The sequence below is a fragment of the Caballeronia sp. LjRoot34 genome (assembly GCF_964253815.1).
Taxonomy (GTDB): Bacteria; Pseudomonadota; Gammaproteobacteria; order Burkholderiales; family Burkholderiaceae; genus Caballeronia.
This window is the reverse complement of sequence record NZ_CAXUSB020000001.1, coordinates 1,754,240-1,778,472: the sequence shown is the minus strand read 5'-3', so window position 1 is coordinate 1,778,472 and position 24,233 is coordinate 1,754,240. Positions and strand designations below refer to the sequence as shown.

Annotated in this window: 20 protein-coding genes and 1 pseudogene; 2 read left to right on the top strand and 19 right to left on the bottom strand. The window is 59.3% G+C overall.

From position 1 onward, the window contains the following. Window positions 1-93 precede the first annotated feature (93 nt). From ACSQ36_RS07995 to ACSQ36_RS07915, 17 genes are all read right to left on the bottom strand, one after another. A complete protein-coding gene (locus tag ACSQ36_RS07995) occupies window positions 94-2,592 on the bottom strand; it encodes a TonB-dependent receptor plug domain-containing protein (protein WP_436181502.1) in 2,499 nt (832 codons plus the stop codon). Between the two features lie 136 nt (window positions 2,593-2,728). After that, window positions 2,729-3,688 carry an ABC transporter substrate-binding protein gene (locus ACSQ36_RS07990; protein WP_436181501.1) on the bottom strand — a complete coding sequence of 320 codons (960 nt, stop codon included), beginning with the start codon at window positions 3,686-3,688 and terminating at the stop codon, window positions 2,729-2,731. Between the two features lie 60 nt (window positions 3,689-3,748). Next, window positions 3,749-4,300: a GNAT family N-acetyltransferase gene (locus tag ACSQ36_RS07985; protein WP_436181500.1), complete on the bottom strand. Its 552-nt coding sequence runs from the start codon at window positions 4,298-4,300 to the stop codon at window positions 3,749-3,751. 467 nt (window positions 4,301-4,767) lie between these two features. Further along, window positions 4,768-5,766, bottom strand: coding sequence for a succinylglutamate desuccinylase/aspartoacylase family protein (locus ACSQ36_RS07980; protein ID WP_436181499.1), 999 nt, complete (start codon window positions 5,764-5,766; stop codon window positions 4,768-4,770). A 112-nt stretch (window positions 5,767-5,878) separates the two neighbouring features. Continuing rightward, complete coding sequence (locus ACSQ36_RS07975; RefSeq protein WP_436181498.1) at window positions 5,879-7,087, bottom strand: tetratricopeptide repeat protein; 1,209 nt, start codon at window positions 7,085-7,087, stop codon at window positions 5,879-5,881. A gap of 58 nt (window positions 7,088-7,145) precedes the next feature. Then, window positions 7,146-7,574 carry an ExbD/TolR family protein gene (locus tag ACSQ36_RS07970; RefSeq protein ID WP_436181497.1) on the bottom strand — a complete coding sequence of 143 codons (429 nt, stop codon included), beginning with the start codon at window positions 7,572-7,574 and terminating at the stop codon, window positions 7,146-7,148. Window positions 7,575-7,582: 8 nt separating this feature from the next. Beyond that, window positions 7,583-8,008: an ExbD/TolR family protein gene (locus ACSQ36_RS07965; protein WP_436181496.1), complete on the bottom strand. Its 426-nt coding sequence runs from the start codon at window positions 8,006-8,008 to the stop codon at window positions 7,583-7,585. A gap of 28 nt (window positions 8,009-8,036) precedes the next feature. After that, complete coding sequence (locus tag ACSQ36_RS07960; RefSeq protein WP_436181495.1) at window positions 8,037-8,954, bottom strand: MotA/TolQ/ExbB proton channel family protein; 918 nt, start codon at window positions 8,952-8,954, stop codon at window positions 8,037-8,039. 75 nt (window positions 8,955-9,029) lie between these two features. Continuing rightward, window positions 9,030-9,719 carry an energy transducer TonB gene (locus ACSQ36_RS07955; RefSeq protein ID WP_436181494.1) on the bottom strand — a complete coding sequence of 230 codons (690 nt, stop codon included), beginning with the start codon at window positions 9,717-9,719 and terminating at the stop codon, window positions 9,030-9,032. Between the two features lie 535 nt (window positions 9,720-10,254). Then, window positions 10,255-12,552, bottom strand: coding sequence for a TonB-dependent receptor (locus ACSQ36_RS07950; protein ID WP_436181493.1), 2,298 nt, complete (start codon window positions 12,550-12,552; stop codon window positions 10,255-10,257). 122 nt (window positions 12,553-12,674) lie between these two features. Next, window positions 12,675-13,436 carry an ABC transporter ATP-binding protein gene (locus ACSQ36_RS07945; protein WP_436181492.1) on the bottom strand — a complete coding sequence of 254 codons (762 nt, stop codon included), beginning with the start codon at window positions 13,434-13,436 and terminating at the stop codon, window positions 12,675-12,677. Beyond that, on the bottom strand, window positions 13,433-14,299 hold the full coding sequence (locus ACSQ36_RS07940; protein WP_436181491.1) for an ABC transporter permease: 867 nt from the start codon (window positions 14,297-14,299) through the stop codon (window positions 13,433-13,435). The genes ACSQ36_RS07945 and ACSQ36_RS07940 overlap by 4 nt, the downstream gene beginning before the upstream one ends. 31 nt (window positions 14,300-14,330) lie before the next feature. After that, window positions 14,331-15,368, bottom strand: a complete 1,038-nt coding sequence (locus tag ACSQ36_RS07935; RefSeq protein WP_436181490.1) for an ABC transporter substrate-binding protein — start codon at window positions 15,366-15,368, stop codon at window positions 14,331-14,333. 23 nt (window positions 15,369-15,391) lie between these two features. Then, window positions 15,392-16,351, bottom strand: coding sequence for a hypothetical protein (locus ACSQ36_RS07930; protein ID WP_436181489.1), 960 nt, complete (start codon window positions 16,349-16,351; stop codon window positions 15,392-15,394). Continuing rightward, a complete protein-coding gene (locus tag ACSQ36_RS07925) occupies window positions 16,335-17,636 on the bottom strand; it encodes an LLM class flavin-dependent oxidoreductase (protein WP_436181488.1) in 1,302 nt (433 codons plus the stop codon). The genes ACSQ36_RS07930 and ACSQ36_RS07925 overlap by 17 nt, the downstream gene beginning before the upstream one ends. Before the next feature lie 54 nt (window positions 17,637-17,690). After that, on the bottom strand, window positions 17,691-18,929 hold the full coding sequence (locus ACSQ36_RS07920; protein WP_436181487.1) for an LLM class flavin-dependent oxidoreductase: 1,239 nt from the start codon (window positions 18,927-18,929) through the stop codon (window positions 17,691-17,693). A gap of 15 nt (window positions 18,930-18,944) precedes the next feature. Next, window positions 18,945-20,096 (bottom strand): ABC transporter substrate-binding protein, encoded by a 1,152-nt coding sequence (locus tag ACSQ36_RS07915; RefSeq protein WP_436181486.1) that lies wholly within the window; start codon window positions 20,094-20,096, stop codon window positions 18,945-18,947. A 250-nt stretch (window positions 20,097-20,346) separates the two neighbouring features. Here ACSQ36_RS07915 and ACSQ36_RS07910 point away from each other — a divergent pair, with 250 nt between their 5' ends. Beyond that, window positions 20,347-21,033, top strand: coding sequence for an XRE family transcriptional regulator (locus ACSQ36_RS07910; protein ID WP_436181485.1), 687 nt, complete (start codon window positions 20,347-20,349; stop codon window positions 21,031-21,033). 1,579 nt (window positions 21,034-22,612) lie between these two features. On the opposite strand, the pseudogene ACSQ36_RS07905 reads toward ACSQ36_RS07910, so the two are convergent. Continuing rightward, window positions 22,613-22,793 (bottom strand): annotated as a pseudogene (locus tag ACSQ36_RS07905) (ABC transporter permease); the annotation flags it as partial. Here ACSQ36_RS07905 and ACSQ36_RS07900 point away from each other — a divergent pair. Then, on the top strand, window positions 22,759-23,091 hold the full coding sequence (locus tag ACSQ36_RS07900) for a hypothetical protein (protein ID WP_436183225.1): 333 nt from the start codon (window positions 22,759-22,761) through the stop codon (window positions 23,089-23,091). The pseudogene ACSQ36_RS07905 and the gene ACSQ36_RS07900 sit on opposite strands and share 35 nt — an antisense overlap. Before the next feature lie 7 nt (window positions 23,092-23,098). Here the strand turns inward: ACSQ36_RS07900 and ACSQ36_RS07895 are convergent, their stop codons facing one another. Then, window positions 23,099-24,148 carry a porin gene (locus tag ACSQ36_RS07895; RefSeq protein ID WP_436181484.1) on the bottom strand — a complete coding sequence of 350 codons (1,050 nt, stop codon included), beginning with the start codon at window positions 24,146-24,148 and terminating at the stop codon, window positions 23,099-23,101. Window positions 24,149-24,233: the final 85 nt, after the last annotated feature.

Sequence of the window (24,233 nt, the reverse complement as noted above, 5' to 3'; positions counted from 1 at the left end):
TTAGGGAATTTTCTGAACAACACCCGTATCCCATTATGGCTATCGGGGTAGAGAATCGTTCGAGCAAATCTTGCTATGCATATAAAGAAAACGTCAGAACTGGTAACGGGCGCGCAGATAGTAGAAGCCACCGTTCTCGCCGATCGTCGATGCAAATGCGTCGTACTGGGCACCCTCGAGCTGAGCCTCGAAGGGCAGCTTGCTCGGGTACGCGTTGAACAGGTTGTTCGCCCCCAGCGCGATCTGGAACTTCTTCGTCACATCGTAGCGAACCTCGAGATCGGTTATATATCTGGCTGCATTCTTGAATTGGAGGAACTGGGTGGTCGAGAATGCATTTGCCCCAACGATGTAGGTTTCCTGACTGGTCGTGGAACCAAAACGTGTCTCGTGCAAAGTCACAGCCCACTTGTCTCGATGCCACGTCCCACCAATGATGATCTTGTTCTTTGGCGTTGATGTGCTCAGCCAGGCGACCTGCTGCGCGTTAAGTTCGGGCTGTCCGTTCGGTCCGTTCGCTACATGCGTGACCGAGGTGTTGTTGATGTTGACGCCCAGGTCCCAGTCCACCTGCCCATACGCGCCGAAGCCTGTATGGTAGGTACTTGTCAGGTCGATCCCGCGGGTACGCGTGCTCGCGCCGTTCGTGAAGTAGCTCGCCGATACCGCTGACGCGGGGACCGAGCCTGGCACTGACAGGCCCGCAGCCTCCATTGCTGCGATCGCAGCATCGCCCGACGCCGTGCCGCCTTCGACGATCCGGTTACGGATGTCGATCTGATAAGCGTCCAGCGTCACGTGAAGATCCTTCGCCGGCGTTAGCACAAGGCCGACGTTATAGTTGGTCGACTTTTCCGATTGCAGCGGCTGGGCGCCGATCAGCTTAGCCGCCGCCGAATTTGCCGCGAGCAGCCCACTGACCGATGCCGGCGATTCATTCACGTTGCTGTAGTATTCCTCGGCCAGCGACGGGGCACGGAATCCGGTGCTGACGCTGCCACGCACAGCAATAGCCGGCGTGAAATCGTAGCGTGTCGAGAACTTTCCGTTCGTCGTACTGCCTACGTCACTGTAATGCTCGAAGCGTCCGGCCAGATCAACAGTCCATTTTGGTGCCAGATGTGTCGATAGATCGATATACGTGCCGACCACGTTGCGCGAGTTGTCACTCGCGCTGACCGGAGCAAGACCCGGCAGCGCCTGCGCACCGCCATCGATATAGGAGGCGTAATCGCCCGCTCCCACAGAATAGGTCTCGCGACGCTGCTCAACACCCCACGAGACGTTCACCGGCGCCGGGAGTAGCGGCAGTTGGAATGCCCGCGAGAAATCGAGGTTGTTCGTCAGTTGCGTGTTGCTGACCGTAGACAGATGGAAGCTTGACGGCGTATATCCTTGCGACGCGTATAACCCCGTATTCGCCGAGTTTTCCAATCCGACGACGTCATGATCGCCGCCGTAGGTCGTACTCAAATCCCACGACCATCCGAACAGATTCTGACCTTTGATACCCGTAGTAACGGAAAAGTCGTTTTCGCTAATCGTCTCCCTCGGCACAAACCCGCCCGGATAGACCGTCGGCAGTACTGAAGGCGGGCGATAGTTCTGGTAGGCCTGCGCATCGCGATGCGCATACGTTCCGAAGCCATACAACTCGACGTCGTCACCGAGGTAATACCCAGCGTTGTAACCGACTGATTCGCGCGTGCTGGCGGGATCGCCCTCGATCGGGTTGTAATAACCGTGCCCCGGCTTGAAGGTGCCGAAATAATCGTCAGGCCCGGTACGTATCGTATGGTTCTGGCGATCATATTCTGCGCTCAGGTCTAGAAACCCCTTACCACCCAGATCGAGGCCGACACTCGCGGAATTGCTGGTCTTGAAGCCATCGCCGGCATAGGTCTGGCCGTTCGTCGACTGCAGTTCACCCCCGTGTGAATTTTTCTTCAGGATGATGTTGATGACGCCCGCGATGGCATCCGAGCCGTACTGCGCCGCGGCTCCATCGCGTAGGACTTCAATGTGATCGATCAGTCCCACCGGAATCATGTCGATATCGACACCGGTCGAACCCTGATTCAATCCGCCGTCGAGCGCAATATTTGCCGTGGTATGGCGACGCTTACCGTTCACGAGCACGAGTACGTGATCCGGACTCAGGCCGTGGAGCGTCAACGCGTCGGTGAGCACTGCGGCGTCGCCCGCATAGCTCTCGCGCGAGATCGACGGCGACAATTGGACCAGCGCATCGCGCAAATTGCTCTGCCCGGTAGAGCGTAACTGCGAGCCGCTGATTACATCGATCGGGGTCAGACTCTGGCTTGCCTTTGTATCGGTGCGCGTGCCCGTCACGACCACCGTGTCCTGCCGCACCGTGTCCCCAGAGCCAGACTGCGTCGCGGCAGATGCCGGTGGCGTCGTTTGATTGACCGCAGGCGCCTCTGCGGCCGGCGACGTTTGCCCCTGTGCAGGCGCGTCCTGCGCCCACGCCGCGCCGTTGCACGTGATTGCCAGCACGGCAACCGATAGCATTTTCTTGCGAACCCCATTGACCGGCTGTTCGGCCCGATTCTTCCTGTTTGCCCCGCGCATCGACTATCCCGTTGGTTATGAGTGGATACCATGCTGCAGCACACCGGCTGATTTAAGCCATGCGCCAAGGTATTTTTAGTGATACTAATGAAATAGAACTGAGCATCATCGAAGCAGCGACCGCTGCCTCGATGCCTTAGCTCTTGGGTAATCCCGGAGGATTCGTCTTGGCCGTATCGATCGCTTCGGAACCCAGATTCCAGCGGTCGAGTACCTGAGTGTATTGTCCGCTGTGAATGAGATCGTTCAGCAGCAGCGTGAGTGGCGCAGCAAGTCCGCTACCCTTGCGTGTGGTGATCGCGACGTCGGCCTGAATCGGCCAGCCCCCGCTTATCGTGCCGACTGCGCGTATCCCGCCTTTCTGCGCAGCTTCATACGCGAGTCCCGAATTGACGCTCAGGATCGCATCCGCGCGTCCCGAGCGAAGTGCCACATCCCGTACGGCAAGATCGTCGTAATACTGAACCTGCACCGCCTTCAGCCCATGCGCGACGTTTTCCTTGTCCCATTCGAGCAGAATCTTTTCCTGGTTCGTTCCTGAATCGGTAATGATCCGCAGACCGGCGACATCCTTCGGCTCACGGATCGCCTTGATCGGGCTTGAATTGGTCACGTAGAACCCGAGCACGTCGCGTCGATAGGTCGAGAAATCAAATTTCTGCTTGCGTTCTTCTGTCACAGTCACGTTGGACAACACTGCGTCGACCTTGCCCGACTGTAGGGCAAGCGGCCAGTCTTCCCATGCGAGCACCACGATTTTCAGCTTGCGCCCCAAACCGTCGGCCACCAGTTGCGCGAGGTCTGGGTCGAAGCCGACAACCGTCTCGTTATCGGTTGCGTATACACCGAGCGGCGGCCACGCCACTGCCATGCCGATAACCAGTTCACCCTTCTCGGCGAACGGAAACGCAGCGGGAACGGCCTTGATTGCTGCGGCGTCTGGCGTGGCTCGGACACGGTCGTGCTGATCCGGACTCAGATTGAATGTGCTTACGGTCGTGGCTGAGGTTGCAGCCATTGCTGTGCTGGCTAAACCCACCGCCAGTGCGACGAACGTTGTGGCCACTGCCGACAGAATATTCCGGCCTTGCTTCATGACTTGATATGTCCCGTTGATATAGTTGGTATAGGCGGTTTAAGCGATGCGTTTCACGCACTACTTCGGAAGGCCGAGCGGCTCGGACTGAACCAGGTCGTGCAACGAATCGACGCGGCCGGGTTCCAGCAAATCCTTGCCAAACGGAAGACGAAAATGGATCTCCGGCGCGATCGAACGATCGAACAGAGGTTCATAACCCGTATTGAGATAAAGTCCAGTTGCTTCCGGCTGCCTGAAGCCCGTGGTCAAGTAGACGCGGCGATATCCCTGGCGCAACGCACGCACCTCGAGTTCGTGCACGACGAGACGGGCCAGTCCCTGACGACGCTGGCTGGCATGCGTCCAGATCCGCTTGAGCTCCGCAGTGGTTGCGTCATAGCGCTTGAACGCACCGCCGCCGACCGTCTCCCCGTCACGCACGATCACAATGAATGCCCCATCGGGCGGCGCGAACGACTCGGCCGGGTAACGCATCATTTCCTCACTTGCCGATGCTGAGCTGTCGGGCCGAAACTCGCGATAACGGCTCGCGTATTCGACCTGCAGCGCATCCAAGAGGGGTCGCGCAATTGGATCCAGCAATGTGGTATCAATAATCGTGTAGGTCATGGCCGATAAGGGAATCGATTGCCCCTGTTTATCTCGTTGTTGAATCTCTATTCCGTCCGGCCCGTACTCCGCCGAACTGAAAATACGATAACAGGCAGCCGATGGGGAATGAACCAAACATTTAACGAATCGTTATTCAAAGAAAACCGTATATATAATTCACGTCATTAATCACTCTGCAGACACGCGGTTTCCGTCGCTGACGAAACATTCGAATTTCCAGGATAGTCATCACGAATTTATTTCATATTTCTTTCAAATATAAAACAGATATAAATAATGACACCGGCAGCTAAATTCTGCCTTATGGTTAAATATTTGAATCTAAAGAACATCTCGATCGCTGATTTATTTTCTTATTCTTTCATATATGTAATTAATATTACAATCAATGACGCGACGGCGCAGTTTCCCCGTCGATGCGACATGTGCATTTCCACGGTATCAGCAGAAAACTTTATTTGGCACTACTTTCCGACTGCCTCGGCGAGATGAAACAGACAATCGCCACGCTCCACCGTGGCCGGCACGCGTTTGCAGACAACTTCGCCCGTTCCCGCAAAGAAAGTAGTGACCGGTTCACGTAACGGCGTGTCGGGGAAATGAATGCGCGCCGCTGGCTGGCCCGCGACCACCTGGTCGCCTAGATCAACGAGCGGCTCGTATACGCCGCGATCATAGGCATACACGTAATGGCGCGAGCCGGAGACCGTGAAGAAGCGCGTCTGCGCGGGGGGGCCGTCCGGTACGAGCGGGCCGCTCAGCAGTCCGATGAAACCAAGCAGATTCAGCAGCCCGTGTCGCGCATCGCGCAGCAGGCTCGCCTGCACGGTACCGCCGCCGCCGAGTTCGGTGAGGATCGAGATAGCGCCCTGCCGACGCGCTGCGGTCGCTGCATGAACCGGATTCGGCCGATGCAGAAACGCACGCGGTAACCCGAAGGCCGCGAGCAATACTTTGAGGCGTTCCTCCTCCTCGTGGTCTCGCGGCTCGATGGCGAGCATATTGGCGCCGTCATAGAGAAGCGAACTGCCGCCCGAATGCAGGTCGATCAGATATTGTGCGCGGGTGAGCAACGTATGCTCGATATAGTCTGCGATCGCGGCCGTCGGCGGGCCTTGTGAATCGCCGGGAAAACTGCGGTTCAGGTTGCCACCGTCTAGTGGCGAAGTCCTCAGGCCCGCAGCCGCGGCAGGAAAATTCGCCATCGGCAGGAAGATCAGTTGCCCGCGTACCCACTGCGGCTCAATTTCGCGGATCAGGCTGGAGACGAGCACCTGTCCTTCGTATTCATCGCCGTGATTGCCTCCCATCAGCAGCACGACGGGACCGTCGCCATTGCGGATCGATGCGATCGGAATCGGAATCCAGCCATACGCGGAACGATGAACGGAATAAGGCAGGCGCAGATAGCCGACGTGACGACCGTCGGCATCCAAGTCAATTTCGTTGTGGATGGAGCTCATCAGGTTTCCTTCGTTACGTGAGCTATCCAGCCAAACGGTTGGTCATGTGGCCGGACAAAGTCGGATTATCGCCGGATAAGCGTCCCGTAGCCGACCGATAACTATTAGCAAACTACTCACTCCGTTTATTCGAGACTAGCGCCCACAGGCGCGCAAGGTCGGCAGAGCCATCGGCGCCCTTCACGGTGCCGAACACCTGCGCCGCGCGTGCCTTCTGTCCCGCGTAGTAATACGCTTCACCCAGACGCAGGCGAGCCGCATCTGGATGGGCAGCATCCTTGCCGACCGCGGCAGAGGTCGCACCAATCCCTTGCTGCGCCTGCCCCGCAAATACGAGGTTCAACGCACCATCTACCGGATCCACCGGCAGGTTGTTGGGGTCGTGCTGCCCCTGCAGACGCCGGACGACAAGCGCCTGCAAACGCTTCTCACGCTCGGCCTGTGCGTCGTGCCCGAGCACGCCCGACGCAAAACCTTGGTCGATCACCTGCTTCGCCTCGGCGGGTACCCCGGCGACGAGCGCGAGTTGGGTCATCTCCATGTACTGATCCACTGTCGTCAGCGTGCCGGTCGCGCGCCGCAGCCGGTAGATGTCAAGATCGAGCGATGCGAAATAGCCCGGCTTGCTGCGCACGGTATCGAACAACTGCTCCTGGTACGCGGGCTTCGGGTAGTACGCAACAAGTGCGGCCAGCGCCTCACCATGCGCGCTATCGTCCTTCGTTGTCTGTGCGCACTGCGCAAGCATCTGCAACTGCGACTCGGAGGGCGCGCGGCCACCCTTCAGCGCGCCGTCGACGCCCGGCTTCAGCGTCGCGACGACATTGACGCAGTCACCAGACAGGAAATACGACTGCTGCTGCAGTTCGCGCATCTGCGGATCCGTGCCGCCCGCCTTCTGGTAACGCTGCGCGGTGCGGATCGCTGCTGCGTAGTTCTTTTGCTGGAAGTAGATTCCGGCGAGCGCCGCCGAGAATTGCTGCGCGCTCGCGCTGTCGAGCGCGCCCGACGACAGCAGCGCTTCATAAGCCCCGGCAGCGACGCCGGTGTCTCCCGAGGCGATTGCCGCCGCGCCCTGCATCTCCTCGATCACGCGCGTCTCATAGGACGTCTTGCCCGGTATCGCTGCGGCCTGTGAAATCTTGCTGAGCGCACCGCGATAGTTGCGCGCGCGGTACAGGTTCTGCGCGTCGTTCAACGGTTTTGCTACTTCGGGACGCAGCGGGTCGGCCGAGTGAGAGACGACGGGCCACCCCGCCAGCGCAAAAAAAACACTGAGTGCTGCCGCTGCTGCGGCACGCCTCACGCTACGAAAAATCATTGTGCCCCCACGTCCTTGCCTGACTGTAGTGATTGTCGCGCGTACCGCTCACGCGCGCTCATTGCATATATTGCTCGTTGCCGACCAGTCCGATCTTCGTCGCACCTTCGCGCTGCGCAGCGGCCAGCACAGCGGCCACATCCTTATACGGAGCAAGCTTGTTCGGCAAGAGGTGGATCTCCGGCTGGTCCGACTGCACCGCGACGTCGGCCATGTGCTTCTCCAGATCGGCACCGGCCGTAACCGGTGTGCCGTTCCACGTGATCGTCCCGTCGAAATCGATGTCGATCTGCACGACCGGCTGCGGCACAGCCTGCGGCGGTGGATTGCCGACCGGCAGGTTCATCTTCACCGAGTGCATCTGGATCGGAATCGTGATAATCAGCATGATCAGCAACACCAGCATCACGTCGATCAGGGGCGTCGTGTTGATGTCGACCATCACCTCCGGTTCGCCGCTGCCACCCGACGATACGTTCATTCCCATTCGGACTCCTAGCCGCCGCGCGCCGGCGGCTGAGTAATAAATGAAACCTTCGCAATCCCGGCACGCTCGCACGCGGTGACCACTCGCCCAATGAATTCGTAGCGCGTCGCTTGGTCCCCGCGCACGTGCACCTCAGGCTGCGGCAATTTTACTGACGCCACCTTCAGCCGCGCAAGCAACGTCGACGCATCGACCAGCTTCTCGTTCCAGAAGAAGTAACCGTCCTTGTTCACCGCAATCTCGATGCTGTCCGGCTTGGTCTGCAGCGGGTTCACCGTCTGACTCGGCAATTGCACCGGCACCGTGTGCGTGACGACCGGGATCGTGATCAGGAAGATGATCAGCAACACCAGCATCACGTCGACGAGAGGGGTCGTATTGATGGAGGCGATGACTTCGTCCTCGTCACCGTCCTGTGCAACGTTCATGGCCATGGCTTCTAGCTCCGCCTATGCTGGTTGCTTACTTCGCATTCGCGACCGCGCGCACCTGACGTTTCGTGCCCGACAGCAGTACCGTATGCAGTTGCGCGCCGAATGCACGTACACGCTCCATCACCGACTTGTTGCGACGCACGAGAAAGTTGTAGCCAAGCACCGCCGGCACCGCGACGGCAAGGCCGATCGCCGTCATGATCAGTGCCTCACCGACCGGGCCCGCTACCTTGTCGATCGACGCCTGGCCGGCGATGCCGATCGCGGTGAGCGCGTGATAGATTCCCCACACCGTGCCGAATAGCCCAACGAACGGCGCCGTCGAGCCCACCGTGCCAAGGAACGCGAGCCCGTCCTGCAGCCGGTTCGACACGCTGGTAATGGCCCGCTCGATGGACACGTCGATCCACGTGTTGCGATCCACCGCTTCGAGCAACGCTTCGTCGTGATGCGCGCCGGCCTCGATCCCCGTCTGGGCGATGAAACGAAACGGTGAGTTCGCGTCAAGCTGTTCCGCACCCTGCGCGAGCGATGGCGCACTCCACAGTTGCTCCTCGGCCGTTCTCGCGCGGCGGTTTGCACGCAGTTGCTCGAGGAACTTGGTGATCATGATGTACCAGCTTCCCATCGACATGATCACGAGCAGAATCAGCACGAAGCGCGCGACGAAGTCACCGTTCGCCCATAGCGCGCCGAGACCGTACGGATTCGTCACTTCGGTGCTCGCGGCCGCGAGCGGCGGCGGCACGGGTTGGTCGGCGGTCGGTGCCGTCTGCGGCGGCGCCGCGGCTTGGTCCGCGCCCGTCGCCGGTGCGTTGCTGGCGCCCGGTGCGCTCGTCTGAGCCAGGACGGCCTGCGGAGTAGCGAGGACACCAACGAGGACGCTGACGGCCGTGGCCGAGATCAGCAGGCTGGCCGCCGCGGCGGCAAAGGAACGCTTTTTCATACATGCTCCAGAGGGTGCATCCATCGATATCGAACGGGTTTGGATCAAGGCAGACTCGGACTGTGCAAGCAACACTCAGTTCAGCTTGAACGAGAACGGTACCTGTACGCGGACCGGCTGACCTTGCGAAATGCAGTTGAACTTCCTCACCGTACTGAAGGCTGCGCGGTCGAGGATCGGGTCGGCAGACTGCTCGACTTTCTCGTCGGTCACATGCCCCTGCGGGTCGACGACGAACGAGATCATCACGTCGCCCGTAATGTCGTTATCCTGCGCTTCCTGCGGATAGCCCATCGAGCGGCGAACCTCATCCGAGTTCGGACACACGACACCAACGACGTGACTGACCGGCTTCGCAGGCGCCAGCGGCGCAACGGGCGCAGGGGGCGGTGGTGCCACCGGAGTCGGCAACGGCACGGACTGGTGGGTGATCGTCGGCGCAGGCGGAGGCGCGACCTGCACTTCAGGCGGCGGCACAAACGGCGGCGGTGGCGGCGCGAACTTCGGCGGCGGCAGTTGCACTGTCGGCATCGGCGGCGGAGGTGGCGGCTTCACTGGCTCGATGATCTTCGTCTCGATCGGCTTCTGAACAATCTGCACCACCTTGTTCGCAAGGCCGTTCATTAGCGCCCAGATGAAAAAGATATGCAGGAGCACGACCACGGCGATACCAGCGTAGCGGCGCACCGGATTCTGCTGGGGGCGCCCATACTCGGGTGGCCGCCCCGCCAACCGGATCGACCTGGAAATCACCTCTGACGACATACTTCACTCCGATAACTGTGACCTATACCGCTCACGACCGCCCTCCTGAAATCGCACAAAAACTTGGCCCCTTTTTTTGGGCCGCACTACCCTGCTGCGCCTAAGCACAACGGGAAGCCGAGTCGAATACCGTCTCCGCGAAAGCGCAATGCAACGCTCTACGTTAATGAAATTCGGTATTTCAGTGAACCAAGAATTCCGTATTTGAATTCCTGTCGATACATAGGAAAGATCCCAGTGAATTTTGACCTCCGTGATTGCATGTTTTGTTCATGTCATGCCGGAGAACCGATACTCAGTAGTCTGGAACAGGACGTTTAAAAATTACGGATTCAGATAGTCTCAGTTGATCTCCGACATTCACTCCCACCTTGATCTGGCCAAGCCGTTCGATTGATTCCGCAAGCTAGCCAATAGACTGACGCGGTTCCCCTGTGGCAGCGTCATCGCCGAATCCGGCGAGAAAGGAGATCGGCCGCCGGCGCGCCGCCCAAGCGAATCCGGCACCGGCGGCGGCTTATGACCGCTAATCTCACTAATAGGTATAACGAAGGCCGACCATCACCTCCCGAGGAGGATTGAAGTCCGACGCATAGACTTTCGCGGACGGTAGATAGAATTTCTCGCCCACCGGATAACGCCTGTCGAACAGATTGTCGACCCACACCGAGGCGGTCCAGTGCCGATCCGGAAACGCATAATGAGCACTGAGATTGACGTAGAGCTGCGATGGAATGCGAAGCTGCGGGGTATTGGCCGCGTCGTCGAAGGTCTGCGTCAGGAAATTGACGTTGGCGTTCAAGTTGATCTTGCCGGGTATCGCGATCGGGACCGCATAATCGAGGCTGGCGCCGAGGCTGAAACGCGGGGCAAACGGCAGGCTATTTCCCGTGTAGTTAGCATTGGCGGCTCCGGTGGGGTTTTCAAACGAATCGAACCGGGAGTACGTATAGGCCGCCGATACGTTGAGCAGCATGCCCTTGATGGGCGCCACCGTTGCCTGCGCCTCCGCGCCCTCCGTCTTCGCCTTGGCGGCATTCGCAATCACGCTGCCAAGAATCAACTGTCCATTGATGATCGGGTTGGAGATCGACGCTTGATATCCGTTATAGACGTTGTAGAAAAGTGCGACGCTGGTCTGAAGGTGGTTTTCGAACAGTCGGGCCTTCGCGCCCAGTTCGTAGGTCGTAACGGTCTCGGGATTGACCGGCGCCGCCGCTATTGCATACGTGGCCGCGGAGCGGTTATATCCACCGTTCTTGTCCCCCTTTGTCCAACTGGCGTAGGTCATCAGGTCATCGGTCCATTGATACGTCAACGCCAGTTTGGGCGTCCACGCATTCCAGCTCGAACGCAGGTTGTTTGCAGAATAGGTCTGCGAGAGCGGCACGCCTTGCGGCGAATCGATATACCCGGCACTGTTGAAATGCTGGACCTCGTAGCTGTATCGCACACCGGCCGTCACCGCCAGCTTGCGGGTCAGGTTGTACGTGCCCTCGCCGTACAGACCGACACTTGACGTGTTGGTATCGCTTGCGATCCCGCTATAGTTGCCGTTCAACCAGCTTACCCGCGTGAAATCGAAAAGCTCGTGATAAAAGAAGACGCCGGTAGTGAAATTGAAGCGGTCGTATTTCCCCTGGAGCTGGAGTTCCTGAGTAAATTCCCGTTCGTGAATATCCTGCGAAAAACCATAATTATTGGATGGCGTTCCGTCCATCTCCCACGGAGAGGGATGATCGGAGAAGCCCCGCAGCGCGGTGATGGACTTGATAGAATAGTGATCGTTCAAACGATCGGTCACGTTCAGTGAGCCGCCACCCTGGTATCGTCTCAGTTGGGGATTGAACGCCGCATAGGTCGTATTGGGGCTTCCTCCCGGATAGTTGAGAGGAACGAGCGTCGGATTGTCCGAAAAATCGCGTGTTCCGTCTACCGAAAGCACGGCCTGCAAGTCCTTGGTCGGCGTGAAGCTCAACTTCCCGCGAAACTGATCAGTATCGATCGCATTGACATCTTTATGCAGATACGCGTTGTACAGGGTGCCGCTGTTCTGACGATGCGCATAGGCGAAACTACCCGCCAGCACGCCCGGGATGATCGGACCGGACACATACTCGTGCGTCTGAAAGTTCCCGTCCGTACCCCCCAGCATGTCTACTGATGCCTCGGTCTGGTCGTTCGGAGTCCGCGTCGTTATCTTGAGCGCCCCCGCACTGGTGTTCTCGCCGTACAACGTTCCCTGCGGGCCACGCAGCACCTGGATGCTCTCCACATCGGGCAGGTCGAACAAGCCGGTGCCGAAGGTACGTGGGATGTAGACATCGTCCACGTACGTACCAACCGCGCTCGGCACGCCGGGGTCGGTCGTGCCGATGCCGCGGATAAATACCGACTGCATGTTGTAGGTGGCGCCCGGCGCCGAGAGACCCGGTGTGGTCCCGGCAAGATCGGCTATCTGCTGGATCTTTTGTTCCTGGATCCGCCGTGACGCGATCTGCGTGACGGCCACCGGGGTTTTCAGCTCAGAGGTACTACGTCGCTCCGCCGTGACTATGACGTCGGGAAGCACTGCGGAAGAAGCGCCGCCCTCCGTCTGAGAAACGACTGGTGCTGGTGGGTTCCCGGCAGCATCGCTTGCCGTGGCCGGAACCGGTGCGGCGATTTGCTGAGCGTGTGCCAACGGCGTAATCACCGACGAAGACAAAACACCATAACCCATCATCTGCCAAAACCGCAGCCCCGTACGCAGACCATGGCGGCGCATACTTTGCGCTTGTTGCGCATGCCGTTTGCTGCGCTGCCATCCCCTCAACCCACTTTTGTTTTTCATCGTCATTTCCGTTATATATAAAGCATTCCTAAATATATGGTAGTGGAGTAAATGGTTTGTTCAACCGCAATACCCCAACACTGGTCCAACGTGTTCCTGCTGGTGTTCCGGTCTCGTCCTGCTCAGGACACAGTCACGGCGTCCTCGATCAGGGAAAGGATCGTCGAACGGGTCCGCTCCCGCGCCGCCACGTCGCTTGGCTTCACGTTTTCGATGATCCCCGCCACTTGTCCTGGCTTGCCGAGCACGATGATCCGGTCGCCCACTGCAAGCGCCTCATCTATCGAGTGTGTAATCTGCAACACAGTCTTGCTCCGTTGCCTGGCAATCTGGCGAAATTCACCGCGCAAGGCTGCGGCCGTCACCTCATCCAGGTTGCCGAACGCTTCGTCCGCCAGCAACAGCACCGGGTCGCTGACCAGTGCACGCGCCATCGCCGCGCGCTGTCTCATACCGCCGGAGAGTTCATATGGATACGCATGCAGAAAGTCCCCCAGGCCGATTCGGACGAGCCATTCGACAGGGGAAATGTCCAACGAGCTTTCGTCGATGCCGAGTATCTCAAGCGGCAAACGCACGTTGTCCAGCACCGAGCGCCAGGGAAGCATGCGGTCGCCCTGGAACACACACCCAATCTGGCCCTTCAGTTTTCCAAAATCCTTCCACGGATCGACGCCCAGCACACGAACCGTGCCGCTGGTTGCAGAGTCGAGCCCGAGGATTAGATTGACTGAGGTGGACTTTCCACAACCGGAACGTCCCAGCACACAGACGTATTCCCCGTATTGCACGTCAAACGACAAGTCGGAAATCGCAGTTACAACTCGGGATTTTCGGGTGAACTGCTTGTTCACGCTTTCAAACCGGATAGCTGGATGTCTCATGATCTGCGTCCCATTACCTGGCGCCAGTTCACGAGGCGGCGCTCGATCATGGACAGCACCCAATCGATCAACAGCACGAATACCGCCAGCACGACGGTCCATGCCATCACCACATCCATCCGGAACTGCTCCTGTGCATTACGCAGGAAATAGCCGATGCCACTGTCGCCCGCCAGCAATTCGGTCGTGATCGCCACCGGAGTGCCAATCCCGAAATTGACCCGCAACCCGATCAGCAGCGAGGGCAGCATGCCCGGTAAAATAAGTTTGCGAGCCATCTGCCAAGGCGTGGGCCGCCACGCCTTTACCATTGCCCACAGGTCGTGTGGCACGGCGCGCACGCCGTCGCGTGCCTGGAAGAAGAAGCTGGGTATAGTCGTAACCATCACGATGAAGACCACCCGGAAGTCCATGTCCCGAAACCACAGTACGGAGAAAATAACCCAGCAAATTCCCGGTACTCCCTGCTTCAGCCTGATGATCGGCAACAGCGAACGCTCAACCCGTTCATTCAGCCCCGCCGCCGCGCCGAACAGGGAGCCGATAGAGAACGCAAGCATCACTGACATGATGATGCGTGCAAATGTGGCCCAGATCGTCTGATAGGATTCCGGGCGAGACAACAGCTTGCCAACGCCGATCGCAACTCGTCCGATCGATGGAAACAGGAAGGGGGGTAGAAAATGGGCCGCCACTTCCCAAGCGATCGCCGCGCCGCCCAACATCAGGATGCCTTCCCAATTCACACGACGCACCAGCACCTCGACGAGTTCCAGCGGTGCACGTCCCTTTGGCCGGGGTATGAACGCCTCCCTCGAGACATCGCTCGCTGTTTCTTTTCGCGTCGCCACGACTTCAGACATCAGGATTACCTCGTGAATTGGTTCTGCAGGATTAGGGCTGAAAATTTGCCACGTATCGATCGATCTCGGCGTCGGTCAAGGGGCGCTCGAGCACGTCATCGGTCACCATCAGTCGCTGGGAGAGCACCTTGATCGCACCCTTGTAGGCTCCGATCGGCCTCACGTCCAGGATCTCCGGATAATGCGCGAGCACATAGGTCACCGCCGCCCGATCCATCTTCGTGCTGTCACTGACGATGGTGGCGGCATCGTCGGGATGCGCGCGCGCGAAATCAGCCGCGTCCTGGGTCGCCGCATACAGCCGCTTCACGAGATCGAGATTCGCGGGCACGGCCAGCCAGTCCCGCCACGCGCCGAGCGCGATACTTGGAATGCCCGGACTATGGGAATAGGCCTGCCATTTGGCCTGATCGAAGATCGAGATCACGTGATAGCGACTCGTCTGGGTCTGCACCGACGCAATTTCGACCGGCGCCGGAAAGATCGCGTCCAGCCTGCCCATCGCGAACTCGGCGACTTCAGTGGCGCTCTCGGTCGAATGGATTTTCACGGTGGAGAGGTCCAGGCCGCTCTGCTTCAGCAGAAACGACGTCACCGACCAGTTTCCGGTTCCGGTCGCCGCGCCAAGCGTCTTGCCCCGCAGGTCTGCGACTGTCCTGATCGAGGGATCGGAGACCGCGACGAGATTCGTGAACTTGAACACATTGAACACCATCGAGATGTCGGCGCCCTGTTCGACGAACTGTGTAAAGGTCTGCGGCGCCACGCAGAAGCAGACCTTGTCCACCCCATGCGCGAAATCGACGTAGGCGACCTGCCCGACCTTGGGCGTCACCTCGAGACGAAAGCCGTGCAGGATGTCCAGGTGATTTTTCTTGATGATGGCGGGTAGCCACGTGCTGTATGACGGTGGCGCAAAAACCGTGATTCGCAGTGTCGGCAGCGCACCGGCGGCAGGCGGCGCGACGGCAGCACCATCGGCCGGTACCGCGAGTGCCACGGCGCCGCGCGCCAGCGCCACGAGCCCGGCGACAACCATCCACAAGCGCATCCGTGAGAATAAGACCATTAGGGTCAACCGTATAAAAGAAGTCAGGAAGCCGCGTGCGCGGTCTCAGCGGCGGGAACCCGGGTAACGTCGTGGTGCGCGTCCGAGGCGACACCCTCACGGCCGGAAGGCTGCTCTGGATCGAACCAGAACGTATGCGCATACCCGAGTCGGGCCAGTTTCGTCGCAGCGATCCGTACTGCGCGGCCGTGGCCGGCCAGCACGATCGGAGTTGCACTGTCCTCCGGCAGTCCGGCCGGTGCCCCACCTTCGGGATCGATCCGGCGAGCCCCGCGCAGCGGCTCCGGCAACGGCGTTTCAATTGTGCCGGCCTGCAGCACAGACAGCGGGTTCCCGGACGCATCGCCGGCCTGGACGTCGCGCAACCAGACGCGCTGCACCCCGATTTCGCCCGGATCGATCGTTCCCGCCCGGGCAACCACCACGTCGCTCTCCGGTGAAGCGAACCGCGGCGCGCCGCGATGTTCGGGCGTATCGGTTCCGATGCGGTAGAAGTGCAAGTGGATGCCCACCTCGCCGCCGCGGGTGCCGATCGTGTGATACGTATCGTGAGGAATGTAGAGCGCCTCACTGGACACCACCGATACTTCCCCGACCTTGCCGAGCTGCCCCCGGCCCTCGACCTGCCCGTCGTCGGTTCGCCGGTAGAGCACGTTGTGCTCGTTGCCCCGCACGCCGGCGATGATTGCCCAGTAGGGGTGTTGATGAGGCGAGTTTCCGCCATGTTCGTTCGTGCTCACCTGCACGTACAGCGCGTTGCGGTGGTCCGCGTCCTCCGCCAGACGATAGAAGCCGCTGCGCTGCGCATATAAATAGGGAAACTGCGCAACCGGAAATAGCTCGGTCCGGGCGGCCAGTGCGAGCAGTGCTGCCCGCCCGGCTTCAATCTGCGCGTCGTCGTGATTGTCGTCGCCGAGCCCCGCGGCTTTGATACGCGCGATCGCCTCGCGCACGGCATTGGTTCGTTCAAGAATGAGTGACATGCTTTTCTTCCGATGTCTGGAGATGAAGGGGGTTGTTGGCTTCAGTGCTTCCGGTGCTTCCCACATTCGCGGGCGCGGCGCTCCGGTTGAACCGGCGCAGCGGCGCAAGCGCTGGGGAATAATGATCAAGATCTAGAAGCGGGAACAGCAGCTCCTTGACGCGCTTCGCCTCCTCCACCAGTGGCCAGCCTGCAAGAATGAATACATCGATACCGAGATCGCGCTGCAGCTCGCGCATTCTTTCGGCCACGTTCTTCGCACTGCCGACGAAGTAGCCACCCCAGCCCTGGTCGAACAGGTCCAGCGCCCCCCAGGCGTTCACCCCCGACCAGATATTCGGCGCGGATTCCAGCGAGCGGACCGGTGGTAGTTTCCCAGCGCGCAGCGCGTCGATTCTTGATTGAATCAGCGAGTCGTCGCTTTCCAACGAGTCGAAGCCCTTCGTGTCCCGGGCGCCGAACGCGACGTTGTAGCGCCCGAGGTTAAGGCGTCGCTCAATCTGACTGACGATGTGTGCCGCACCGGTCTGCTCCATCACCCACTCCGCGTGCTCCCACGCTTCGGCCTCGGTTTCCCGGACGATGATGTTGGCGAGCGTACCGACCTTCAGCGTGCGGCCGTGAGTTGTTGCCACCTCCCTCGCAGCCGCGATCTGTGCGCCCAGTCTGTCCGGCCGGTGCAGATAGGTCAGGTAGGTATCGAGCACCTGTCCGGCGTGCCGAATGCCTGCTGGTGATGCACCCGACCCCCAGACTGGCGTGTGGGGATTCTGCACGAGCGGCCCTTCCCCCTTGGTCGACACGAGCGGGACGGGAGGCGGGTCACCTATCTGGAAATGCCGTCCTTCATGAGCGCCAACTTCACCCGAGTAGAGCTGCTTGAACAGCGTCCAGTACTCGGCGCTCAGTTCGTAGCGCTCGTCGCTGCCTACACGAATACCGTACTGAGGCAGTATCTTGTCCGTCCCGTTCACTTGGTTGAACAGCAGTCGGCCACCCGACAGTTCGTCGAACACCTGGGCCTGCTGTGCCAGAATCGCCGGCGAGTAGGAACCCGGATAAATAGGAATCAAAAACCGCATCTGCTTCGTGACCGGTATCAGCGTCGCCGTCTCGACGAACGGGTTCCGTCCGACCGTCAATGCGCCGAAATAGCCCAACTGGTCAATCGTCTTCGCCAGCTCAACCACCTGATCGAAATGCGCTGGGCGCGCGCCTTCGGGCTTCCACGGAAACGGGCCATCGTTTGGATTGATGTACCAGAGGACCTGCATCGGATGACTCATAAGTAGTCCATATCGAATGTCGCAAGCAAGTAAATCGGAAAAAACGTGTGACCGTCAGCCACCGACGGGAGCCGAAGCATGCCGGATCGCCACGGACTCGGCGGACGAGGTAAATTGTTTCACCGGGGCCGTGGGCCGCAAGTCCGGTAGTGACGTGTCCAGTTCGAGCAGAGGCAGCAGCAGCGACGCGATCCGCTCCGCCTCCTCGGTCAACGGCCAGCCAGCCAGAATGAATACGTCGATGCCGATGTCGCGCTGCAACGCCTTCATGCGTGCTGCGACGTTCTCCGCACTTCCCACCAGATAGGCGCCCCATCCCTTGTCCAGGATGTCGACGGCGGACCACGAGGCCGGTCCCGACCAGATATTCGGCGCGGACTCCAGTTCACGGACGTCTGGCAGCCGGCCGGCGCGCAGCGCGTCGATGCGCCGTTGGATGAGTGGATCGTCGCTCTGCAGACCGGCAAATCCACCCGCGTCGAATTCCCGATGCCGGAGCCTTGCATCGATCTGCTTCACAATCGTTTCGGCACCTGTTTGCTCGAGCAGCCAGCGTGCGTGATCCCACGCTTCCTCTTCGGTTTCGCGGACGATGATGTTCGCCAACGTCCCCGCCCGCAGCGTCCTGCCAAACGATGCCGCCACTTCGCGCGCGGCGGCGATCTGTCTACCGAGTTTCGCGGGATCGTGCAAATAGGTCAGATAGGTATCCAGCACCTCGCCTGCATGCCGTATCCCGCCGGGCGACGCGCCCGATCCCCAGACCGGTGTATGCGGATACTGGACGAGCCTGGGCTTGCCTTCGGTCAGGGTGCGCGCGTGCGGAGGTGCACCGAACTTGAAGAATTTGCCGTCGTATTCCGCAATTTCTCCTGCATAGAGCTGCTTGAATACTTTCCAGTATTCGGCACTGATCTTGTAGCGTCCGGCACCAGACTCATAGATGCCGAATTGCGGCAGGATCGAGTCCGTGCCGTTCACCTGGTTGAACAGCAGCCGCCCGCCCGACAGTTCGTCAAATGTCTGGGCTTGCTTGACTAGCAACGCCGGCGGGTAGACGCCCGGATAGATCGGAATCAGAAAACGCATGCGTTCGGTCAAAGGCACAAGCGTCGCGGTCTCGATGAACGGACTCTCGCCGACTGTCAACGCGCCATAGAAGCCGAGCCGGTCCACGGTCTTGGCGAGATGGACGACTCGGTTGTGATCGGGTTCAAACGCACCCTCGGGCTTCCAGGGATACGGACCGTCGTTGTGGCGGAGATACCAGAGGATCTGCATCGGGTTAGCCATGTCGCGTCTCCCTGTTCAGGCTGCAGCGGCGGCGATACCACGATCGGCCGCCCACTGACGCCTCGCCACTTCGAGCGGCGCTGGCGCAAGCCATGCGTCGACATCGATCTCCCGCTCGATTACACCAATGCGGCGCAAGAATGCCACCTGGGAGCGCAACGCAGCGATCTTGGCCGATGCGAAGTCCAGCTCGAAATTGCGGCCGACCTGATCGCCATACGCCTGATGCACGAGGTACTCCGGCACGAACTGTTCATTGGCGATATGACGCACCAGCGCCGCCGGGTTACGGCGCGCCTCGTCCTCCACATCGAGCGTGCGATAGAGCACCCTCGAAACGAGTTCCGGGTGCGCGTCTAACAGATCCGCCTTGACCGCAAACACGAGGGGTGTACTGAGGTTTGCGCGTTCCGAGTCGTCGTCCACCCAGTCCAGGTCGAACACGACGTCGAGCCCAAGCAGATATTCATATTGCAGCGACGATGCACCGATCCCACCGCCCGACGTGATGACGTCAACCTCGCCGCCAATCAATGGCAACACCGATTCGCTCCATTGGCCAGCCTTGTGCTTCGCACGGAACGCCGCAGGACCGCTGGCTGCGCTGCCCTTGACGTCGGGAGTGCGCCGGTCGACGATGAACGGGCGATTCACCTCACGCTCAACCAGTTGCACGTCGCCGAGCGTGAGGCCTGCTGATCGTAATGCCACGTCGTAGAAACGCAGCGTGTTGGCCCAGGTATGGTCGAGCTGTTCGTGCGACCGCCGCGGTACCAAAAGCCGTTTCCCTTTCAGATCCGCAGGTCCACTGATGCCTGATCCGGGCAAGGCGAGTAGCGTCTGGGCACCCCGAAGGAATGACAGTCCGAGCACGCGCGTGTTCGCGCCGTTAGCCTGCGCCCAGATCGCCGGATAGTTGCTGCCGTGCCGGAACAGGTTCTCATGCGCATGGGTGAAATGCGACTGCAGCACAACGGGGTCACTCGAATCCTGCAACGCGGTGAGCGTTGCCGCGCCATCCGCGAATTCTTCATCGAACAACCCGCGCTGTACCGCGATACCGAAGCTCGTCGGCACGCCGCATCGCGTGTACCACAACGCAATCGGCGATGTCTTTTCGCCGGTCGCAGCCGGGCTGCCCGGATGTCGCTCCACCACTTCGCTCATTTTTCGCCCCATCTCGCAAAGCCAGTTCCACTGGCGGGTCCATAGAATCGAATCGGCCGAAACGCTTCGATTGGCTGTGTCACGTTTGGCGTGACCCTTTATACTAGAAACACCAACTGGCGCACCGTGATATGCTCTATAGCGTTAATAAGTTACCTCTATAAAGCAGACGACAGTATAGAATGGCACTAATGGGTCCCATAACACTAAATTCGGATATGGTTATTCGTACACGGTGAAAGGAGCAAGAATGCAATCGAGCACTGCCGAGCTGGATGAAGCAGAAGATCTGAATATCGGGGAGTCGCCGGAGACGTTTGTCGACCGGCTGAAGATGGCTATTACGCTGGTTGGGAACGCCAGCGCGCTCGCGAAGCGAGCGAATATCTCGCAAAGTGGTCTCCAGCGTTATCTCAATGGCGGGGAGCCGACCCGGAAAGTCCTGATCGCCCTGGCGGAGGCGGCCAACGTAAGCTTGCTATGGCTGATGACCGGCGAGGGCTTGTTAAGCGACAAGCCGGCGACACCTACGACCCTGACCCGGCTGCCCCTGTTTAACGCCAACGACGTGCCCAGGAAGGAAGGGTTGCTAGCGCTTAACGGCAAACTGTCGGGACTGGCGTTCTGTCGGGCATGGCTCGGTCAGCACGGGCTGGACGCCAAGGAGCTCTCTGCGCTCTATGTCTGCGGAAACAGCATGGAACCGACAATTCGCAATGGAGATACGATCCTCATGGACCAGGCTCAGGTCGAAATATCCGACGGCGACTTATTTGTGATCAAGGATTCGGGAGCCCTGATGATCAAGCGGATGCAGCGCCAGTTGGGCAACAGGGTACGAATGCTCAGCGACAACCCGAACTATGACGTGAGCGAAGCGTCAACCAGCGAAATTGAAGTCGTTGGGAAGATTGTGTGGAGAGGCAGTTTGCTTTAATCCCGGCATGCCAAGCATGAGCGAATGAAGGACCGGAAAAAGATCGTTCGAGCAAGTATTGGCACATCAACGCGCGGGTATCACTCATCCACGCGGGGGCCACGTCTGATGCGGTCATGGTTGTAGCAACGGGGATGTATCAAGTAAGGCCGCGGCCGTCAATCGACGGCCGCGGGCGCGTACTGGCTCAAAGATCGCGAAGCGACTGGTCTATCTGGCACAGCGGGGCGCGACACCTTCCCGCTGCCGCCCCCCGCTGTCGACTCGTGCCGTTGTCGGCTGTTCGCCGGATGCTGAGGCGTATTCCGTCTGCGTTTGTTGATACAGTCATCCGCTCGCTGACGAATAACGGCACCGAACATGTTGATGTCGGGCAGTCGGTCGTTCTAGCCTTTCTTCCTGTAAGCGGCATGACTTTGTAATAACCAGTCGATCAACTGGATGCCAAAACCTCCCTAAGCACTGCTTTGCCGTAGCTATTCCCGCGACGAGCGCCAGAGTCCCGACGTTCTCCAAGACGCCCTAGCGCCTGCAGCCATGTGTGAGATTGGGTATAACAGTCAGAGTGCAGTTCGAAATCAGCTCGCCATCCTATCGCCACCGAACAAGGTATGGCCACCTCTGTCAGTCGACACTTCCCAACGCTTCGAGTATCGGCGCAAGCGTCCTCACGCTGATCTGGAAGTTCGCACCTCGCCCGAGCGATGTTTCCAGCGCAAGCCATTATCCAGCTACCACCGCGAAGCCGCAGAGATCACGCCAGAACCGCAAGCTTATGTTTAAATCCGCGACCAGCAATTCAGGCATCAGCCTCGCCGGTATGAACGATGGTTGCAAAGTACCCGGCTTCATGATGTAAGGTGTCCACGTGCGCGTTGCCGCGAAAAAAGCCGGACATGCAGGGCATCAAGACGTGCCAGCAAGACTGCACCACACGACTGATGACGATTGTTTGAATGCATTGACAGCACAGCCGCCGGTTGCCCAGATCTGAACCGGAGCTAAAAACTAAGCCCTTCGTGTCAACAACGCAAGATCTCGAACACTTGCCAATGAAACATCGTAGCCGCTGAGAACACCAGTCAGGCGACGCGTAACGGGAAAAGTCACGACACTCCTGATTTGTTCAGGTAAACGATCGACTTGTACGGGGTAGTTCATTTTCGCCCCGGCGAAATGCTATTTCCCCGTCCGCCCTATTCACCATTTCTCCCCCCTTGAGCGAGTGCACATAGGATGTCGCGCATGGTCGCAGTTGAAACGTCAAAATGGTACGCCAAATAAATAGGGTTGTGGTTGCGGCCAATCTGCATGCGACCAAGAGGGGTAATCTGCCTAAGTTTCATGGACTGTCCTATGACTGCGGCTCGATCTGAACGACGGCAATCGCGTGCCGAGCCCGATCCAAGCCACTTATGAACCTATCAGTTCCGGAGTCGTTCAATACAAGTTCATCTGAAATCCGGCATGCATACCTGCGGGTCGTCGCACTGATCCACCCCGCACGATATGGCAGCGCCAGCGTTCAATCCCCCGCGGCATCGATCAAACCCAGCTCGACGCTGTTCAGGCTGACCTACGCGATCCGTGCAAAGAACCGTATGAGGTTCGCGCTAAGCGGCACGACAGCCGCCCAGGTGTCAAGCGTCTTGCCTGCAATGAAGCGCGTGCGGGGCAACAGCGCGACCAACAAAATGATAAATGGGAATCGCACGAAACATATTGATGACGATCGACAACGTTCTCTTCAAGCGGGCCTTCGAGACGCAGAAGCGGGATCATGTGATCGCCGATCGCGCGATGACCTGCGCATTCCAGCGCGATCTGCGGTCTTTGCGGCAGCTCATCAACGGTGCCCGCCACCGCCGTCACGGGGTCCACGCGTCGCTGCACCGTCTCTACGCTGCGCGGCGATGTGATAATCTGGCCGATGGCAATATCAGGATCGTCAACGAACGCGTCGAACACAGTCGAGTCTATTGCGCCGAAGCCGATCAGCGTAACGGGCGCGCGGCGCCTCACACCCGGCATGTCTGCAGGCGCTTGAGTATCCATTGAAAGCTAGTCAGAAGAAATGATGCATGCCGATGCGCAGGGCCGCCTGGTTGGCGCTGGACGACGGTACGAGCAGGGGGATGGCAGCATTGCCTGAGCCGTTCGCGTGCTGCCACACGAGCTGCGCATAGACCGTGGTCCGCACCGAAAGCTTGTACATATCGCCGACACCCACCTCCGCATACCGTGTATCAGTCAGCCATGACAGATACCCGCCGACGTTGACGGTGTTTGCTACAGTGGTATGGAAATCAGCGCCCGCCTCGACCGTACGCATGCGACCCGAAGCAGTGTCCGTTCCCAAGTTCACCTGGGTCAGCATGCCATGCAGGTCTACTTTCTGGCCGATCGAATAGAACGCGGACAGGCCGCTGATGCGCTGTGTCCTCGCAGTAAAAACAGCCCCAGTCGCGAGCGATTGTCCGAGGAAACTCGAATAGCCGAGCTTCGACCCAACATCGATCGCGTGATTACGCCAACTGCTATACACGGCGGACGCGCGGAACGGACCATTCCTGTACGACACGTCGGCGGAAAACACATGCCCCGGTTGCGTGGCCGTGTCATCCAGGCCGTAAATAGCGCTCGCGGTCAGTCCACCGATTTCCGGTGTCGTATAACGCAGCGAATTGTTGATCGAATCGCCCATGATTCCGATGTTGTCGAGATTCGCCGGGTGGAACAGATAGAACGTGTACTGAATACTGCCGTTCGAATTGAGCCGCAGCGCCTCGGTCGTCAGGTCAAGTTGCCGACCCATCGTGAACGTACCGTACTGCGGTGAAGACAAGCCCACGTACGCAAAATGGCTGAACGCCTCATTAGCGATCGTTCCGGAGCCGGTATTGGAGAGAAACCCGTCCTGCAACGCAAACACTGCTTTCAGATGGTTCCCGAGATCCTCGCTACCGCGCAAGCCGAAGAAATCGGGCACAGCAACTGGACCCGCGAGCGCCGTGCCACTGCCTTTGGCATTCGTGTTGTACGTCACCCCCTCGTCGATACTGCCATACAACGTCACGCTGCTTTGCGCATGGGCGCCAGCCGCAAACCACGCCATCGCGGCAGCACTGAATATTTTTCTTTTTATAATTAGTTATCCTATTTATCTAATATATGAAAAGACCTGACCGGCTTCTAGATAA

Bases quoted from the DNA above. Each gene is read 5' to 3' on its own strand.
- ACSQ36_RS07930 (WP_436181489.1), bottom strand. From the start codon at position 16,351: ATGTCACTCATTCTTGAACGAACCAATGCCGTGCGCGAGGCGATCGCG.
- ACSQ36_RS07895 (WP_436181484.1), bottom strand. From the start codon at position 24,148: ATGGCGTGGTTTGCGGCTGGCGCCCATGCGCAAAGCAGCGTGACGTTG.
- ACSQ36_RS07955 (WP_436181494.1), bottom strand. From the start codon at position 9,719: ATGTCGTCAGAGGTGATTTCCAGGTCGATCCGGTTGGCGGGGCGGCCA.
- ACSQ36_RS07980 (WP_436181499.1), bottom strand. From the start codon at position 5,766: ATGAGCTCCATCCACAACGAAATTGACTTGGATGCCGACGGTCGTCAC.
- ACSQ36_RS07910 (WP_436181485.1), top strand. From the start codon at position 20,347: ATGCAATCGAGCACTGCCGAGCTGGATGAAGCAGAAGATCTGAATATC.
- ACSQ36_RS07975 (WP_436181498.1), bottom strand. From the start codon at position 7,087: ATGATTTTTCGTAGCGTGAGGCGTGCCGCAGCAGCGGCAGCACTCAGT.
- ACSQ36_RS07950 (WP_436181493.1), bottom strand. From the start codon at position 12,552: ATGAAAAACAAAAGTGGGTTGAGGGGATGGCAGCGCAGCAAACGGCAT.
- ACSQ36_RS07935 (WP_436181490.1), bottom strand. From the start codon at position 15,368: ATGGTCTTATTCTCACGGATGCGCTTGTGGATGGTTGTCGCCGGGCTC.
- ACSQ36_RS07995 (WP_436181502.1), bottom strand. From the start codon at position 2,592: ATGCGCGGGGCAAACAGGAAGAATCGGGCCGAACAGCCGGTCAATGGG.
- ACSQ36_RS07900 (WP_436183225.1), top strand. From the start codon at position 22,759: ATGACGATCGACAACGTTCTCTTCAAGCGGGCCTTCGAGACGCAGAAG.
- ACSQ36_RS07990 (WP_436181501.1), bottom strand. From the start codon at position 3,688: ATGAAGCAAGGCCGGAATATTCTGTCGGCAGTGGCCACAACGTTCGTC.
- ACSQ36_RS07945 (WP_436181492.1), bottom strand. From the start codon at position 13,436: ATGAGACATCCAGCTATCCGGTTTGAAAGCGTGAACAAGCAGTTCACC.
- ACSQ36_RS07925 (WP_436181488.1), bottom strand. From the start codon at position 17,636: ATGAGTCATCCGATGCAGGTCCTCTGGTACATCAATCCAAACGATGGC.
- ACSQ36_RS07965 (WP_436181496.1), bottom strand. From the start codon at position 8,008: ATGGCCATGAACGTTGCACAGGACGGTGACGAGGACGAAGTCATCGCC.
- ACSQ36_RS07960 (WP_436181495.1), bottom strand. From the start codon at position 8,954: ATGAAAAAGCGTTCCTTTGCCGCCGCGGCGGCCAGCCTGCTGATCTCG.
- ACSQ36_RS07970 (WP_436181497.1), bottom strand. From the start codon at position 7,574: ATGGGAATGAACGTATCGTCGGGTGGCAGCGGCGAACCGGAGGTGATG.
- ACSQ36_RS07985 (WP_436181500.1), bottom strand. From the start codon at position 4,300: ATGACCTACACGATTATTGATACCACATTGCTGGATCCAATTGCGCGA.
- ACSQ36_RS07915 (WP_436181486.1), bottom strand. From the start codon at position 20,096: ATGAGCGAAGTGGTGGAGCGACATCCGGGCAGCCCGGCTGCGACCGGC.
- ACSQ36_RS07920 (WP_436181487.1), bottom strand. From the start codon at position 18,929: ATGGCTAACCCGATGCAGATCCTCTGGTATCTCCGCCACAACGACGGT.
- ACSQ36_RS07940 (WP_436181491.1), bottom strand. From the start codon at position 14,299: ATGTCTGAAGTCGTGGCGACGCGAAAAGAAACAGCGAGCGATGTCTCG.